The organism is Burkholderia sp. 22PA0099 (genome assembly GCF_047497165.1).
Taxonomy (GTDB): domain Bacteria; phylum Pseudomonadota; class Gammaproteobacteria; order Burkholderiales; family Burkholderiaceae; genus Burkholderia.
Genome location: NZ_CP163165.1, coordinates 962,298 through 976,783, shown reverse-complemented (window position 1 = coordinate 976,783; position 14,486 = coordinate 962,298). Strand labels below are relative to the sequence as shown.

Genomic DNA, 14,486 nt, shown 5'->3' with positions numbered 1-14,486 from the left:
GTCCGGCCGGAGCCTGTCTGTTGCAGCCGACCTCCGGGCCGCGCGCCGATGCCATTCCCCTCGCGCCACATATTCACGAAACTTGGAGATATCACCATGCGTTTGATCCTGTTGGGCGCGCCCGGCGCCGGCAAGGGCACTCAGGCTACCTTCATCAAGGAAAAGTTCGGCATCCCGCAAATCTCGACGGGCGACATGCTGCGCGCCGCCGTCAAGGCCGGCACGCCGCTCGGCGTCGAGGCCAAGGGCTACATGGACGAAGGCAAGCTGGTGCCGGATTCGCTGATCATCGGCCTCGTCAAGGAACGCCTGAAGGAAGCGGATTGCGCGAACGGTTACCTGTTCGACGGTTTCCCGCGCACGCTGGCGCAAGCCGACGCCATGAAGGACGCCGGCGTCGCGATCGACTACGTGCTCGAAATCGACGTGCCGTTCTCGGAAATCATCGAGCGCATCAGCGGCCGCCGCACGCACCCGGCATCGGGCCGCATCTATCACGTCACGTTCAACCCGCCGAAGGAAGAAGGCAAGGACGACACCACCGGCGAAGCGCTGATCCAGCGCGACGACGACAAGGAAGACGTCGTCAAGAAGCGCCTCGAAGTGTACGAATCGCAAACCAAGCCGCTGATCAGCTACTACGGCGACTGGGCGCAACGCGGCGAGGAAAACGGCCTGAAGGCGCCGGCCTACCGCAAGATCTCGGGCCTCGGCAGCGTCGACGAAATCCGTCAGCGCGCGTTCGACGCCTTGAAGTAAGCGCCTCGCGCGCCACGCGAAACCGCCCTGCCCGGGCGGTTTTTTTTCGCCTGCGCGCATGAAAGCGCACGGGCGTTCGCTTCACGCCACCGTCAGGCCGGCTTCCGTACAATCGGTCGGCATCCACACGACCCACGCAACAGGAGCAACGATGGAATTACGCGACAACGTCTTTCTGATCACCGGCGGCGCCTCGGGCCTTGGCGCCGGCACCGCGCGCATGCTGGCCGCCGCGGGCGGCAAGCCCGTGCTCGCCGACCTGAACCGCGAGGCGGGCGAGGCGCTCGCGCGCGAGCTGGGCGGCGTGTTCGTCGCCTGCGACGTCACGCGCGAGGATCACGCGCAGGCCGCCGTCGAGGCCGCCACGCAACTGGGCACGCTGCGCGGGCTGGTGAACTGCGCCGGCATCGCGCCGGCCGCGAAGACGGTCGGCAAGGACGGCCCGCACGCGCTCGACCTGTTCGCGAAGGTGGTGTCGATCAATCTCATCGGCACCTTCAACATGGCGCGCCTGGCCGCGGCCGCGATGGCCACCAATGCGCCGAACGGCTATGGCGAGCGCGGCGTGATCGTCAATACCGCCTCGGTGGCCGCGTTCGACGGCCAGATCGGCCAGGCCGCCTACGCCGCCTCGAAGGCCGGCGTGGCCGGCATGACGCTGCCGCTCGCGCGCGACCTGTCGCGCAATGCGATCCGCGTGATGACGATCGCGCCCGGCATCTTCGAAACGCCGATGCTGCTCGGCATGCCGCAGGAGGTGCAGGATGCGCTCGGCGCGATGGTGCCGTTCCCGCCGCGCCTCGGCAAAGCGGACGAATATGCGATGCTGGTGCGCCAGATCTTCGAGAACCCGATGCTCAACGGCGAGGTGATCCGCCTCGACGGCGCGATCCGCATGCAGCCGAAGTAAGCGACGGAAAAGCGAACCAACGGGCTTGCCGAGCAAACGACGAGCCCGCCACACCCATCGCAAAACAACGAGGCCCGCACGCGCCGGTAACGGCAGGTGCGGGCCTCGGTCATTCTCCGGAGCAGGCCGAAAGCGCGGGATTTCGCGCGTCAGTCGTCGTCGCCGCGCCGCATGCGCTGCCGCAGCTCGGTCAACTGCGCCTCCACCACGGTCGCATCGACCGCTTCCGGGCGTTCGTCGAGATACGCCTCCAGATCCTCGAGCGCCGGGCGCAGGTAATCGAGCCGGGCATAGGCGAAGCCGCGGTCGCGCAGTTCGTCGGGCTGCCCCGGCAGCAGCACCACGAGCCGCTGCTGCACCGCCAGCAGCCGTTGCCAGCGCTCGGTCTGCAGATAGATCGCCTTCAGGTTGTTGAGCATGCGCGCCAGCACTTCGCGGCTCGTGGCCGGCTGCAGCAGCGCGCGCAGCGTGCTCGCCATGGTGGCCTCGGGATGCGCGACATAGGGTTCGAGCATCTCGATCAGATCGGTTTCGGACAGCGAACGCCCGGTGGTCGGGTCGATCATCGCGTCGCCGTCGGCCAGCGTCGCGCGCAACAGGAAATGCCCCGGGAACGACACGCCACGCACCGCCAGCCCGAGCTGCCCGGCCAGTTCCAGATACAGCACCGCCAGCGAGATCGGAATGCCGCGCCGGCGCTTGAGCACCATGTTCAGGTAGCTGTTGTCGGGATCGTAGTAATCGTTGTGATTGCAGGCAAAACCCAGCTCGCGGAAAAAGAAATCGTTCAGCGCGTCGACCTTGCCGCGCTCGCCGAGATCGGCGCGCACGCGGCGGCGAAAGCGCACGGCCAGCATGTCGAGCTCGGCCTGCACCGCCTGCATGTCGAGGTCGGGATAGGCGTCCTGCGCAAGCGACAGCGCCGCCTCGGTGAGCGGCAGGCTGTCGTCTTCGGCAACGAGGGTGCTGAAAAAATCGAGGACGCGGGTCATGGCTTTCGTCATTTGGCTCGGCGGCGGAAATACGCGTATTTGAAGCCCATCAACCACAACATACCGAAATATAGAGCGGCGAACAGAACCAGGCACGCGGCCGTCAGCGCGATGCGCGCGAGCGGTTCGGCGCGCAGGCCGGTCCAGTCGAAGCTGATCGAGAACCAATGCATGACGCCGGCCAGCACCAGCGAGGCGCCCAGCAACTGCAGGAAGAAACGCGGCCAGCCCGGCGACGGCGTGTAAATGCCGCGCCGACGCAGGCCGAGGAACAGCAGCAGCGAATTGAGCGTGGCGCCCACCCCGATGCTCAGCGTCAGACCCGCATGACCGAGGATCGGCACGAACACATAATTCGACAACTGCGTGACGATCAGCACGCCGACCGCGATCTTGACCGGCGTCTTGATGTCCTGCTTCGCGTAGAAGCCCGGCGCCAGGATCTTGATCAGGATGATGCCGACCAGGCCGATGCCGTAGGCGGCCAGCGCGCGCGACACCATCTCCACCGTGTGCGCGTCGAACTTGCCGTAGTTGAACAGCGTGGCCGTGAGCGGCTCGGCGAACACCAGCAGGCCGAGCGCGCTCGGCGCGGCGAGCAGGAACGTCACGCGCAGGCCCCAGTCGAGCAGCGCCGAATATTCGGTGGCGTCGGCGTCGATATGCGCCTTCGACAGGCTCGGCAGCAGGATCGTGCCGAGCGCCACGCCGAGCAGCGCGGTGGGAAATTCCATCAGCCGATCGGCATAGTTGATCCACGACACGGCGCCCTGCCCGAGCCGCGACGCGATATTGGTATTGATGATCAGCGAAAGCTGCGCGACCGACACGGCGAAGGTGGCCGGCACCATTTTCACCAGCACGCGCTTGACGCCCGGGTGAGCCAGCGCGCGCATCGGGTTCAGGCCGATGCGCGGCATCATGTCGATGCGCTTGAGGCCCGGCCACTGCACGATGAACTGCAGCACGCCGCCGACGATCACGGCCCACGCCAGCGCATACACCGGCATCTTCATATAGGGCGCGACGAACGCGGCCGCGCCGATGAACGACACGTTCAGCAGCACCGGCGCGAACGCCGGCAGCGAGAAGTTCTTGTAGGTGTTCAGCACGCCCGAGGCGAGCGTCGTCAGCGAGATGAAGATGATGTACGGGAACATGATCCGCGTCATCGCGACGGCAAGCGGAAAGGCCTGGCCGTCGGTGCGCAGGCCGGACGCCACCGCGTACACCACCCACGACGCGCCCACCACGCCCACCACCGACAGCGCCGCCAGCGCCCAGGCCAGCACCGTCGACATCGCATCGACCAGCGCCTTGGTGGCGTCGTGCCCCTGCTGGTTCTTGAATTCGGCGAGGATCGGCACGAACGCCTGCGAGAAGGCGCCCTCGGCCGACAGCCGGCGCAGCAGGTTCGGGATGCGGAACGCGACGTAGAATGCGTCGGTATATTGACTGGCGCCGAACGCTCTCGCGATCAGCGTCTCACGGGCCAGACCGGTCACGCGCGACAACAACGTGAAGCCGCTGACCGTCAGCAGGGCGCGGAATAGATTCATGGGGCACCGATTATACGGAACGCCCGCGGCGAACCGCCGATCGCCGCCGAAAAACGCGCCACGAGGCCGCCGCAGCGCAGATGCGCGTCGAGCTTGTCATTGCCTTGATTTTGTTGCTATAATCCGCCGTTTCTGAGTCTGCATTCGCGCTGCGTAATCATCGAGCACGTTGCCGGCCTCGGTGAAACCTACGTTTTTTGGGCCCCGGGCAATCGCTCTCGAGGGTCGGATCGAAAAGCAGCGCTTGGCCGTCAGGCTCCAAGCTCTGGGAACAGGACAGGATAAGGAACCGTCAATGGCTAACTCCGCACAAGCACGCAAGCGCGCCCGTCAGGCAGCGAAGGCAAACTCGCACAACTCGGCACTGCGCTCGAAATTCCGCACCGCCATCAAGGCCGTTCGCAAGGCGATCGACGCCGGCGATCAAGCCAAGGCTGCCGATCTGTACAAGGCCGCCACCAAGACGATCGACACGATCGCCGACAAGAAGATCGTTCACAAGAACAAGGCTGCTCGCCATAAGAGCCGCCTGTCGGCAGCGGTCAAGGGCCTGCAGGCCGCCGCGCAGTAACTCCGGCACGCCCGCCTCGCGCGGGCGGCCCTGTTTCCTGCCGATCACGAAAAGCCCGCCTTGGCGGGCTTTTCGTCGTTCCTTCGGCAGCGCTTTTTCGATTGCGACGAACGCGGGTCGGCTGCGGCGCAACGCGGTGCTCTCAGCGGGCTATCTCGATAGGGAAACCGGAATCTCGATGCGAAGCCGGGGCGGGAATGCCCGGCACATCGATTGAACGGCAGGCAACCTGGTGATCAGGCCTTGTCGTGCTTGTGGAGCGTCAGCTCGCAGGCCTCGGTCACGACCAGATCGTTGTCGCGCGCGAAATTCATGACGAAATCGAAGGCCATCGGCTCGAGCTCGCGCAAGCGCGAATCGATGATCACGCACTTGACGTTGCCGACGATGGTGGGACGCACATACAGCGAATACTTCATGTAGGCATTGCGCCCGCTCGCGCCCGGTCCGAATTGGGCCATCACGCCGGCCAGCCGCTCCGACCAATCGCTCGGACGAAACGTCTTCCCTTCTGTCGTGATGCCTTGAATGAAAAATTCGATCGGGGGAGTTTCTGCCATGAAGGGTCCCAGATGAGGGGCCGACGGCACGATGCTGCCGCGGCGGAAGCAGGGCCTGGCTTCGCTTGCCGGCTGCGGGTGCGATGTTGCCGGCGCTGCCCGACGACCACCGCGAGCATGCCGGGACACGCATCCGCACGCTTGCGCACGGGTGCCGCCCTCACCCGGCAACGAGAGCCGCCGGGCTTCGGAAAACCGCGAAATTATACCGCACCGCCGCATGCTGCGGCGCCACAAAGCCCCCTGCGCGCGCCTCGGCCACAACCCGACGGCCCGCAACGGCGGCCGGCAGCGGCCTCCGGCGCAACTCGTCAAAGCCCGGAAAATCCTTTATGCTCGATCGGGTTATCACCTCCGACGGCGGGCGCCGTACGGCGCACCGCGCCGGCTGCCTCCCGCCGCGTTTCGTTTCATGACCGCCAAAACCATTCGTCACTACCTGCAGTTCAAGGATTTCTCGCTGGAAGACTACGAGTACGTGCTCGAACGCACGGGTATCCTGAAGCGCAAATTCAAGAACTACGAAACCTACCACCCGCTGCACGACCGCACGCTGGCGATGATCTTCGAGAAGAACTCGACGCGCACGCGCCTGTCGTTCGAAGCCGGCATCTTCCAGCTCGGCGGTCACGCGGTGTTCATGAGCACGCGCGACACCCAGCTCGGCCGCGGCGAACCGGTGGAGGATTCGGCGCAGGTGATCTCGCGCATGGTCGACATCATCATGATCCGCACGTTCGAGCAGGAGATCATCCAGCGCTTCGCCGCGAATTCGCGCGTGCCGGTGATCAACGGCCTGACCAACGATTTCCACCCGTGCCAGGTGCTCGCCGACATCTTCACGTACGTCGAGCAGCGCGGCCCGATCCGCGGCAAGACGGTCGCCTGGGTCGGTGACGCGAACAACATGCTGTACACCTGGATCCAGGCCGCGCAAATCCTCGGCTTCAAGCTGCGCCTGTCCACGCCGCCGGGCTACGCGCTCGACATGAAGCTCGTCGATGCCGAAAGCGCGTCGGCCTACGAGGTGTACGAGGATCCGAACGAAGCCTGCCGAGGCGCCGACCTGGTCACCACCGACGTGTGGACCAGCATGGGCTTCGAAGCCGAGAACGAAGTGCGCAAGCAGGCATTCGCCGACTGGTGCGTCGACGAGGAAATGATGGCGTTCGCCAACCCCGACGCGCTGTTCATGCACTGCCTGCCCGCGCATCGCGGCGAGGAAGTGACGGCCGGCGTGATCGACGGCCCGCAAAGCGTGGTCTGGGACGAAGCCGAAAACCGTCTGCACGTGCAGAAGGCACTGATGGAATTCCTGCTGCTCGGCAAGCTCAATCACTGAGCCGGCGGCATCAATACCCCGCTGGCTTGATATGAAAAACCCCGCTTCGGCGGGGTTTTTCATGGTTGCGCGGCGGAATCGGCCGAGCGGGGCTCAGATCGCAACCGGCTCGGCTTCGAGTTCGACGCCGAAGCGCGCGCGCACGTCGGCCTGGATCGCCCGCGCCAGCGCCAGCACGTCGGCACCCGACGCGCCGCCGCGATTGACCAGCACCAGCGCCTGACGGTCGTGCACGGCCGCCGCGCCCAGCGCGCGCCCCTTCCAGCCGCAGCGGTCGATCAGCCAGCCGGCCGCGAGCTTCATGCGCCCGTCGGGCTGCGCATAGGCCACCAGCTCCGGCTCGCGTTCGCGCAACGCCGCGCACTGCGCCGCGTCGATCACGGGGTTCTTGAAAAAGCTGCCGGCATTGCCGAGCACGGCCGGATCGGGCAGCTTGGCGCGCCGGATCGCCACCACGGCGTCGAACACGTCGCGCGGCGTGGCGGCTGCGGCCTCGATGCCCCGCGCGGCGAACTCGCGCTCGACATCGGCATAGTTCATGCGCGGCTGCCACTGCTTCGGCAGGCGGAAGCACACCGACACGATCGCGAAACGCTCGCGCGCCGCCTGCTTGAACACGCTGTCGCGATAGCCGAACGCACAGGCCGCCGCGTCGAATTCGACGATCTCGCCCGTGGCCAGCTCCACCGCCTTCAGCGACGCGAATCGCTCGCGCATCTCGATGCCGTAGGCGCCGATGTTCTGGATCGGCGCCGCGCCGACCGTGCCCGGAATCAGCGCCAGGTTCTCGAGCCCGGGCATGCCGGCGTCGAGCGTCCAGGCCACGAATTCGTGCCAGTTCTCGCCGCCCCCCGCCTCGACGTACCAGGCCTCGTCATCCTCGCGCACCCGCGCGCGGCCATGCACGCGGTTGATCAGCACCAGCGCCTCGACATCGCCGGTGAACACCACGTTGCTGCCGCCGCCCAGCACCAGCACGGGCAGCCCCGCCGCACGCGGGTCGCGTAGGGCGGCCGCGAACCCGGCCGGCGTGTCGATCGTCGCCGCGAGACGGGCGCGCACGTCGAAGCCGAAGCTGTTGTGTGCGCGCAGCGAATAGTCGGGCGTCAACTCGGGCGCGGGCGCGGACGGGGACGGGGAGGAAATCGGGAGAGCGGAATCGGACATCGGCGGAGAATGGGCGGTACGGGTGCGGTACGAGCGCGGTGCAGGCGGGTTGGCGGGCGCGGCCGGCCTGAAAGAAGGCGGCGTGCGGCCTTGGGCAAAACGCGGGGGCATCGGTAAAATGGCAGCCGGTCTGCAATTATAGCGAGTGGCCGCGCACCCATCGCGCGGCCCGGATGTTTTACAGGGAGAACAGCATGCCATCGTTCGACGTCGTTTCCGAAGCGAACATGATCGAAGTGAAGAATGCAGTCGAGCAGTCGAACAAGGAAATTTCGACGCGCTTCGACTTCAAAGGGTCCGACGCGCGCGTCGACCACAAGGAAAACGAACTGACGCTGTTTGCCGACGACGATTTCAAGCTCGGCCAGGTCAAGGACGTGCTGATCAACAAGATGGCCAAGCGCAACGTGGACGTGCGCTTCCTCGATTACGGCAAGGTCGAGAAGATCGGCGGCGACAAGCTCAAGCAGGTGGTCACGATCAAGAAGGGCGTGTCGGGCGATCTGGCCAAGCGCGTGGTGCGCACCGTGAAGGACAGCAAGATCAAGGTGCAGGCCAGCATCCAGGGCGATTCGGTGCGCGTGACGGGCACCAAGCGCGACGATCTGCAAAGCGTGATCGCGCTGCTGCGCAAGGAAATTGCCGACACGCCGCTCGATTTCAACAACTTCCGCGACTGATCGCAGCGCTGCCCCGGCAGCACATGGCGGCGCGCGGCACGGGTCAACCCCGTTGCCGCGCGCCGTTTTTCATTCGGCCGCCGGCGTCTTCTTTGCGCCGATCCGGCTTTCCTGCCCGTTCAGCAGCTTCGAGATATTGGCGCGGTGCCGCCAGATCAGCAGCACGCTCATCGCCAGCACTGCCCAGGCCACCGGGTTGCCCTGCGTGCCGAACAGGTACACGTCGAAGATCGGCGCGAACACGGCCGCCACCAGCGCGGCGAGCGACGAATAGCGAAAGCAGAACGCGATCACGAGCCAGCTCAGCAGCGTGGCGATGCCGAGCGCGGGCGAGATGGCCAGCAGCACGCCGGCCGCCGTGGCCACGCCCTTGCCGCCCTGGAAGCGGAAGAAGATCGGATACAGGTGGCCAAGGAACACGGCGATCGCGGCCAGCGCCACGCCGATCTCGCCGCCGATGCCGAAATGACGCACCAGCCACACCGCGAGCCAGCCCTTGAAGGCGTCGCCGAGCAGCGTGAGGACCGCGGCCTTGCGGTTGCCGCTGCGCAGCACGTTGGTCGCGCCGGGGTTCTTCGAGCCGTAGGAGCGCGGATCGGCGAGGCCCATCAATGCGCTGACGACGACGGCGAACGACACCGAGCCGATCAGGTAGGCAGCGACGGTAGCGATCAGAATCTGCATGACGATGGTGTGTTTCCACGAATGATGAAAGGACGGCGCGCCGCGCCTCGATGTTGCGCTGCGGCCATGCCGCGCACCGGTTGCGGCTGCGCGGCGGCGCTCATTCTACCGAAGCGCGCCGGCCGGCGTTCCCGGTGAAACCCTCAATCGACGCTCGCACATTGCACCGGCTTGGCCGCGAGTACCTCGACCAGCACCGCCGGCGCGAGGCTGACGAGGTAGCCGCGCTTGCCGCCATTGACGAGGATCAACGGCAGGTCGAGCACCGACGCCTCGACATACACGGGCATCGCCTTCTTCGTGCCGAATGGCGAGGTGCCGCCGACCAGATAGCCGGAATGGCGGTTCGCCACCTCGGGCTTGCACGGCTCGACGCGCTTCGCGCCGATCTGCCGCGCGAGGTTCTTGGTGGAGACGGTGCGGTCGCCGTGCATCAGGATCACGAGCGGCTTGGCGTGCTCGTCTTCCATCACCAGCGTCTTCACCACCTGGTGCTCGTCCACGCCGAGCTGGCGCGCCGATTCGCCGGTGCCGCCGTGCTCGACATAGTCGTAGGTGTGCTCGCCGAAGGCGACGCCATGACGGCGCAGCCACTGCGTGGCCGGCGTTTCGGATACATGTCGGGATTTGCTCATGGGCGCATTTTAATTGCGGCCGCGTTGAAGCACTATTGTCCGTTCGGCCGATTGCCCCAGGGCGGTGCACATGGCACGATCGGAGCCTTCTCGATGTAAGGCCATGCCGCCCGGCCTGTTTCCGGAGCCACGATGCCAACCTCGCCCGCCTCGCCTGCCACCGCCCGCCTCGATGTCGATGCCCTGCTCGCCGCGCTGCCCGCGCGCATCGATCACGTGCCGCGCCGCATTGCCGCCCGCACGCCCGATCACCCGGCGCTGATCGAGGACGCGCACCGGCTCACCTATGCGCAACTGGTCGCGGCGATCGACGCGGCCGCCGCGCAATTGCGTGCGCTCGGCGTGAGCGGCGGCGATCGCGTCATGATCGTGGCCGAGAACAGCATCGCGCAGATCGTCCTGCTGTTCGCCACGGCCGCGCTCGATGCCTGGGCGCTGCTCGTCAACGCCCGCCTGTCGGATGCCGAGCTCGACGCGATCGCGGCCCATGCCCGCCCGCGCGCGCTGGCCTTCGTCACCGCCACCTCGCCCGACGCCGTCGCGCATGCCGCCCGCCATCACGCCGAGCCGGCCGCCGCCATCGCGCCCGACATCGGCGGCTGGGCCATCGCGCTCGATCCCACCGTCAATACCGAAGCGGTCGAGGCCGACGGCGCGCGCCAATGCGCGGCGCTGATCTACACCACCGGCACCACCGGCACGCCGAAGGGCGTGATGCTGTCGCACCGCAACCTGCTGTTCGTGGCGGCCGTGTCGAGCACGCTGCGACGCGTCGGCCCGCAGGATGTCGTTTATACGGTGCTGCCGGTCTCGCATGTCTACGGGCTGGCCTCGGTGTGTCTCGGCAGCCTGTACGCCGGCGCGACGCTGCGCCTCGTGCCGCGCTTCGTGCCCGAAGCCGTGCGCCGCGCGCTGGCCGACGAGCAGGTCACGATCTTCCAGGGCGTGCCCGTCATGCACGCCAAGCTGCTCGAGCATCTGCACACGCACGGCCATCCGTGGCACGCGCCGCACCTGCGCTTCGTCTACTCGGGCGGCTCGCCGCTCGACGCCGATCTCAAGGCGCGCGTCGAACGCATCTATGGGCTGCCGCTGCACAACGGCTACGGCATGACCGAGAGCAGCCCCACCGTCGCGCAAACGCCACTCGATGCACCGCGCAGCGATTGCTCGGTCGGCACGCCGATTCCCGGCATCGAGGTGCGTCTCGTCGATCTCGCCGGGCAGGACGTGCCGGCCGGCGAGGTCGGCGAGATGATCGTGCGCGGTCCGAACGTGATGCTCGGTTATTACCGCAACCCGGAAGCCACGCGCGCGGCCGTGTCGGCCGACGGCTGGCTGCGCACCGGCGACCTCGCGCGCGCGGCGCCCGACGGCGCGCTGACCATTGCCGGGCGCAGCAAGGAATTGATCATCCGTTCGGGCTTCAATGTGTATCCGGCCGAGGTCGAGCATGTGCTGAACGCGCACCCGGCCGTCGTGCAGTCGGCCGTGATCGGGCGGGCCGTGGAGGGCAACGAGGAAGTGATCGCGTTCGTCGAATTGATGCCGGGCACGGCGCTGGCCGCTGAAGAACTCGACGCCTGGTGCGCGGCGCGGCTCGCGCCTTACAAACGACCCGCGCGGATCGTGCCGGTCGATGCGTTGCCGGCCGCCTCCACCGGCAAGGTGCTCAAGCACCGGCTGCGCGACCATCGCGGCTATCAGGGCGGCTGAACCGGAGCCGCCACGTGCTCACCCGCGCGGGTGATGCTCGGCGTGCAGCGTGCGCAGGCGCTCGCGCGCGACGTGGGTGTAGATCTGCGTGGTCGAAATATCGCTGTGCCCGAGCAGCAGTTGCACGACGCGCAGGTCGGCGCCGTGATTGAGCAGATGCGTCGCGAATGCGTGGCGCAGCGTGTGCGGTGAAAGGTGCGCGCGCACGTCGGCGCTGGCCGCGTGGCGCTTGATGATGTTCCAGAATTGCTGGCGCGTCATGCCATCGCCGCGCGTGGTCACGAACAGCGCATCGGCCACCCGCGCGCCGAGCAGCGCCGGCCGCGATTCGCGCAGGTAGCGCTCGATCCAGCCGTGCGCCACCTCGCCGAACGGCACGAGCCGCTCCTTCGCGCCCTTGCCCATCACGCGCACCACGCCTTCGTTGAGGCCCACCTCGACCGTCTTCAGCGTGACGAGCTCGCTGACGCGCAACCCGCTCGCATACATCAGTTCGAGCATCGTGCGGTCGCGCAGCCCGAGCGGCGTCGCCACATCGGGCGCGCCGAGCAGCGCCTCGACCTGCGCCTCGGACAGCGTCGACGGGAACCGCGCCGGCTGCTTCGCCGACAATATCCGCAGCGTTGGATCGGCGCTCGCGCGGTGCTCGCGCAAGGCCCAGCCGTAGTAGCGCCGGAACACCGACAGCCGCCGGTTCGACGAGGCCGCCTTGCCGTCGCTGCGCGCGGCGATATAGCCGGTCAGCATTTCCTCGTTGACCGCATCGACGCTCGCGCCATGCGTGGCCGACAACCATTGCGCGAACAGGCTCAGGTCGCGTCGATAGGCGTCGAGCGTGTTTTGCGACAGGCCGTGTTCGAGCCAGAGCGCATCGCAGAACAGGTCGATCGAGGTACGGCTCGCCTCGCGTTCGGGCGAGCCGCCGAGCGCCTGCGCGCCACCGTCTGCATCGGCACCGGCGCCACGCCGGGCGCGCACAACGCGAGGCGCCGAGCCTGCACGCGGCTTGCGGCTTGAACCCGTCACTTTGGCTGCTTCGGCCCTGCGCTTCGCGCGCGGCTTTTTCGCGCCGGCGGCCTCCGCCGCGCCACCTTCGTCCGCCACGGCTTCGCCCACGCCCGCTTCCGTCTTCCCCGCCATCGATGCCATCAGTATTGAATCCCTTCGTGCGCGAGCAGCCAGCGCTTGACCGTCAGGTAGTAGCCGTCGCCGGCGTGATTGGAGAACCCGCCGATACCGCCGGCCGCGACAACGCGATGGCATGGAATCACGAGCGGGAACCAGTTCGCGCCGCACGCCTGGCCGACCGCGCGCGGCGCGCTGCCGATGCGCCGGGCGATCTGTCCGTAGGTAGCGACGGTGCCGGGCGGCAGCTCGCCGATCGCCTGCCAGACGCGCCGCTGGAACGCCGAGCCGACCTCGGCCAGCGGCAGGTCGAAACCCGCCGACGCGCGCGCAAAATAACGTTCCATCTGCTTGGCGGCGCGCCGTGCAAGCGCATTGTCGGGTTCGACGCTGCGCACCAATTCGGGCAGATAGACGATCTCGCGCACGCACGCGCCCTCGGTGCGAATCCCGACCTTGCCGAACGGCGCGTCGATCACTGCATTGAACATGGCCCGCTCCTGGATGCCGCCCGCGCCGAAACCGTCACTGTACGCTGCCTAGGCCGCCCGCAGCGCCCATTCGACATGCTCGCGAACCAGCGCCGAGGCATCGTCGGCACGCGCGGCCAGCGCCGCGACGATTGCCGCGCGCGCTTCGCTGGGCAACTGCCCGGCCAACTGCCCGGCCGGCGCGCGCAGCGCATTGCCCAGCCCTACCGCGAGATTGCGCAGCCACCGCTCGTAACCGATGCGCCGGATCGCGCTGCCTTGCATGCGCTCGTCGAATTCGGCGGCGCTCCACGCGAACAGCTCGGTCAGCGAGGCGCGATCGAGCCCGTGCCGCACATCGAAATCGGCGACCGGCGCGGCCTGCGCGAACTTGTTCCACGGGCACACGAGCTGGCAGTCGTCGCAGCCATACACGCGATTGCCGATCAGCGGGCGCAGCGGCTCGGGGATGCTGCCTTTCAATTCGATGGTCAGATACGAAATGCACAGCCGCGCATCGACGCGATACGGCTCGGTGATCGCGCCGGTCGGGCAGGCGTCGAGGCAGCGCGTGCAACTGCCGCAATGCGCGCCCGGCGTTTCGGGCGCGGCATCGGGGTGGGTTTGCGCGTCGGTGGGCAGCGGCACGTCCACGAAGATTTCACCGAGAAAGAACAGCGAGCCGGCGTCGCGCTGCAACAGCAGGGTGTGCTTGCCGCGCCAGCCGGTGCCGGCCTTCTGCGCGAGTTCGACTTCGAGCACCGGCGCCGAATCGGTGAACACGCGATAGCCGAACGGGCCGATCTCGGCCTCGATGCGATCGGCCAGCGTCTGCAAGCGGTTGCGCAGTACCTTGTGATAATCGCGGCCGCGCGCATAGATCGACACCACGGCGGCGGCCGGATCGTCGAGCCGCGCATGCTCGTGCGCCCGCCAGCCGCCCGCGTCGGAGGCCGCGCCGGCCGCCACCGTGTCGGCCGGCAGATAGGCGAGACGGGCCGAAATCACGCGTCGTGTACCGGCCACAAGTTCGGCCGGCCGCGCGCGTTTCATGCCGTGTTTCGCCATATAATCCATCTCGCCGTGGCAACCGGCTTCCAGCCAGGCGGCAAGCCCCGCCTCGGCATCCGAGAGGTCGATATCGCTGATACCGATCGCCCCGAAACCCAGTTCGCGCCCCCAGTCCTTGATGCGCGATGCGAGCGCATCCAGCGCGGCATCGTCGAGGCGGCGCGACGCAGCGCCCTCGGCTTGCGTCGAGGGTGCGTCCATCACGTCGAGTTCCGGTTTACGGTTCATCGCGCTATTTTACGAGA

Annotated in this window: 15 protein-coding genes; 6 read left to right on the top strand and 9 right to left on the bottom strand. The window is 67.3% G+C overall.

Translation table 11 applies throughout. The features are described from left to right. Positions 1-96: 96 nt before the first annotated feature. Positions 97-759 carry an adenylate kinase gene (adk, locus tag AB4851_RS19670; RefSeq protein WP_414451140.1) on the top strand — a complete coding sequence of 221 codons (663 nt, stop codon included), beginning with the start codon at positions 97-99 and terminating at the stop codon, positions 757-759. 151 nt (positions 760-910) lie between these two features. Continuing rightward, positions 911-1,669, top strand: a complete 759-nt coding sequence (locus tag AB4851_RS19665; RefSeq protein ID WP_414451139.1) for an SDR family NAD(P)-dependent oxidoreductase — start codon at positions 911-913, stop codon at positions 1,667-1,669. A gap of 149 nt (positions 1,670-1,818) precedes the next feature. Here the strand turns inward: AB4851_RS19665 and AB4851_RS19660 are convergent, their stop codons facing one another. Both AB4851_RS19660 and murJ read right to left on the bottom strand, forming a co-directional pair. Then, positions 1,819-2,661, bottom strand: a complete 843-nt coding sequence (locus AB4851_RS19660; RefSeq protein ID WP_414451138.1) for a SirB1 family protein — start codon at positions 2,659-2,661, stop codon at positions 1,819-1,821. Between the two features lie 8 nt (positions 2,662-2,669). Then, complete coding sequence (murJ, locus tag AB4851_RS19655; protein WP_414451137.1) at positions 2,670-4,220, bottom strand: murein biosynthesis integral membrane protein MurJ; 1,551 nt, start codon at positions 4,218-4,220, stop codon at positions 2,670-2,672. Positions 4,221-4,515: 295 nt separating this feature from the next. On the opposite strand from murJ, the gene rpsT reads away from it, so the two are divergent. Further along, positions 4,516-4,791, top strand: coding sequence for a 30S ribosomal protein S20 (rpsT, locus tag AB4851_RS19650; protein ID WP_414442919.1), 276 nt, complete (start codon positions 4,516-4,518; stop codon positions 4,789-4,791). Positions 4,792-5,027: 236 nt separating this feature from the next. Here rpsT and AB4851_RS19645 read toward each other — a convergent pair whose 3' ends face one another. Next, entirely contained in the window at positions 5,028-5,351 is a 324-nt protein-coding gene (locus tag AB4851_RS19645; protein ID WP_414445650.1) for a DUF3579 domain-containing protein, read from the bottom strand. A 412-nt stretch (positions 5,352-5,763) separates the two neighbouring features. On the opposite strand from AB4851_RS19645, the gene argF reads away from it, so the two are divergent. Beyond that, positions 5,764-6,693, top strand: coding sequence for an ornithine carbamoyltransferase (gene argF, locus AB4851_RS19640; RefSeq protein ID WP_414442920.1), 930 nt, complete (start codon positions 5,764-5,766; stop codon positions 6,691-6,693). Between the two features lie 93 nt (positions 6,694-6,786). Here the strand turns inward: argF and murB are convergent, their stop codons facing one another. Next, complete coding sequence (gene murB / locus AB4851_RS19635; protein WP_414451136.1) at positions 6,787-7,860, bottom strand: UDP-N-acetylmuramate dehydrogenase; 1,074 nt, start codon at positions 7,858-7,860, stop codon at positions 6,787-6,789. Positions 7,861-8,054: 194 nt separating this feature from the next. Here murB and AB4851_RS19630 point away from each other — a divergent pair, with 194 nt between their 5' ends. Further along, positions 8,055-8,540, top strand: a complete 486-nt coding sequence (locus AB4851_RS19630; RefSeq protein ID WP_414442922.1) for a YajQ family cyclic di-GMP-binding protein — start codon at positions 8,055-8,057, stop codon at positions 8,538-8,540. A 69-nt stretch (positions 8,541-8,609) separates the two neighbouring features. On the opposite strand, the gene plsY is transcribed toward AB4851_RS19630, so the two are convergent. Both plsY and ybaK read right to left on the bottom strand, forming a co-directional pair. Continuing rightward, positions 8,610-9,224 carry a glycerol-3-phosphate 1-O-acyltransferase PlsY gene (gene plsY, locus AB4851_RS19625; RefSeq protein WP_414451135.1) on the bottom strand — a complete coding sequence of 205 codons (615 nt, stop codon included), beginning with the start codon at positions 9,222-9,224 and terminating at the stop codon, positions 8,610-8,612. 143 nt (positions 9,225-9,367) lie between these two features. Continuing rightward, complete coding sequence (ybaK, locus tag AB4851_RS19620) at positions 9,368-9,859, bottom strand: Cys-tRNA(Pro) deacylase (protein ID WP_414451134.1); 492 nt, start codon at positions 9,857-9,859, stop codon at positions 9,368-9,370. Positions 9,860-9,991: 132 nt separating this feature from the next. Between ybaK and AB4851_RS19615 the strand changes: the two genes are divergently transcribed. Beyond that, positions 9,992-11,575 (top strand): class I adenylate-forming enzyme family protein, encoded by a 1,584-nt coding sequence (locus AB4851_RS19615; protein WP_414451133.1) that lies wholly within the window; start codon positions 9,992-9,994, stop codon positions 11,573-11,575. An 18-nt stretch (positions 11,576-11,593) separates the two neighbouring features. On the opposite strand, the gene xerD is transcribed toward AB4851_RS19615, so the two are convergent. Genes xerD through queG form a run of 3 tightly spaced genes read right to left on the bottom strand, consistent with a single transcriptional unit; the run spans position 11,594 to position 14,469 of the window. Continuing rightward, positions 11,594-12,715, bottom strand: coding sequence for a site-specific tyrosine recombinase XerD (gene xerD, locus AB4851_RS19610; protein ID WP_414451896.1), 1,122 nt, complete (start codon positions 12,713-12,715; stop codon positions 11,594-11,596). Between the two features lie 8 nt (positions 12,716-12,723). Next, positions 12,724-13,191, bottom strand: coding sequence for a methylated-DNA--[protein]-cysteine S-methyltransferase (locus AB4851_RS19605; protein WP_414451132.1), 468 nt, complete (start codon positions 13,189-13,191; stop codon positions 12,724-12,726). A 48-nt stretch (positions 13,192-13,239) separates the two neighbouring features. After that, entirely contained in the window at positions 13,240-14,469 is a 1,230-nt protein-coding gene (queG, locus tag AB4851_RS19600; protein ID WP_414451131.1) for a tRNA epoxyqueuosine(34) reductase QueG, read from the bottom strand. Between the last annotated feature and the right edge of the window lie 17 nt (positions 14,470-14,486).

Excerpts from the sequence above, each read along its gene's own strand:
- xerD (WP_414451896.1), bottom strand. The coding sequence starts at position 12,715 with ATGGCGGGGAAGACGGAAGCGGGCGTGGGCGAAGCCGTGGCGGACGAA.
- ybaK (WP_414451134.1), bottom strand. The coding sequence starts at position 9,859 with ATGAGCAAATCCCGACATGTATCCGAAACGCCGGCCACGCAGTGGCTG.
- AB4851_RS19665 (WP_414451139.1), top strand. The coding sequence starts at position 911 with ATGGAATTACGCGACAACGTCTTTCTGATCACCGGCGGCGCCTCGGGC.
- queG (WP_414451131.1), bottom strand. The coding sequence starts at position 14,469 with ATGAACCGTAAACCGGAACTCGACGTGATGGACGCACCCTCGACGCAA.
- AB4851_RS19615 (WP_414451133.1), top strand. The coding sequence starts at position 9,992 with ATGCCAACCTCGCCCGCCTCGCCTGCCACCGCCCGCCTCGATGTCGAT.
- adk (WP_414451140.1), top strand. The coding sequence starts at position 97 with ATGCGTTTGATCCTGTTGGGCGCGCCCGGCGCCGGCAAGGGCACTCAG.
- argF (WP_414442920.1), top strand. The coding sequence starts at position 5,764 with ATGACCGCCAAAACCATTCGTCACTACCTGCAGTTCAAGGATTTCTCG.
- plsY (WP_414451135.1), bottom strand. The coding sequence starts at position 9,224 with ATGCAGATTCTGATCGCTACCGTCGCTGCCTACCTGATCGGCTCGGTG.
- AB4851_RS19645 (WP_414445650.1), bottom strand. The coding sequence starts at position 5,351 with ATGGCAGAAACTCCCCCGATCGAATTTTTCATTCAAGGCATCACGACA.
- AB4851_RS19605 (WP_414451132.1), bottom strand. The coding sequence starts at position 13,191 with ATGTTCAATGCAGTGATCGACGCGCCGTTCGGCAAGGTCGGGATTCGC.
- murJ (WP_414451137.1), bottom strand. The coding sequence starts at position 4,220 with ATGAATCTATTCCGCGCCCTGCTGACGGTCAGCGGCTTCACGTTGTTG.
- AB4851_RS19630 (WP_414442922.1), top strand. The coding sequence starts at position 8,055 with ATGCCATCGTTCGACGTCGTTTCCGAAGCGAACATGATCGAAGTGAAG.
- rpsT (WP_414442919.1), top strand. The coding sequence starts at position 4,516 with ATGGCTAACTCCGCACAAGCACGCAAGCGCGCCCGTCAGGCAGCGAAG.
- murB (WP_414451136.1), bottom strand. The coding sequence starts at position 7,860 with ATGTCCGATTCCGCTCTCCCGATTTCCTCCCCGTCCCCGTCCGCGCCC.
- AB4851_RS19660 (WP_414451138.1), bottom strand. The coding sequence starts at position 2,661 with ATGACCCGCGTCCTCGATTTTTTCAGCACCCTCGTTGCCGAAGACGAC.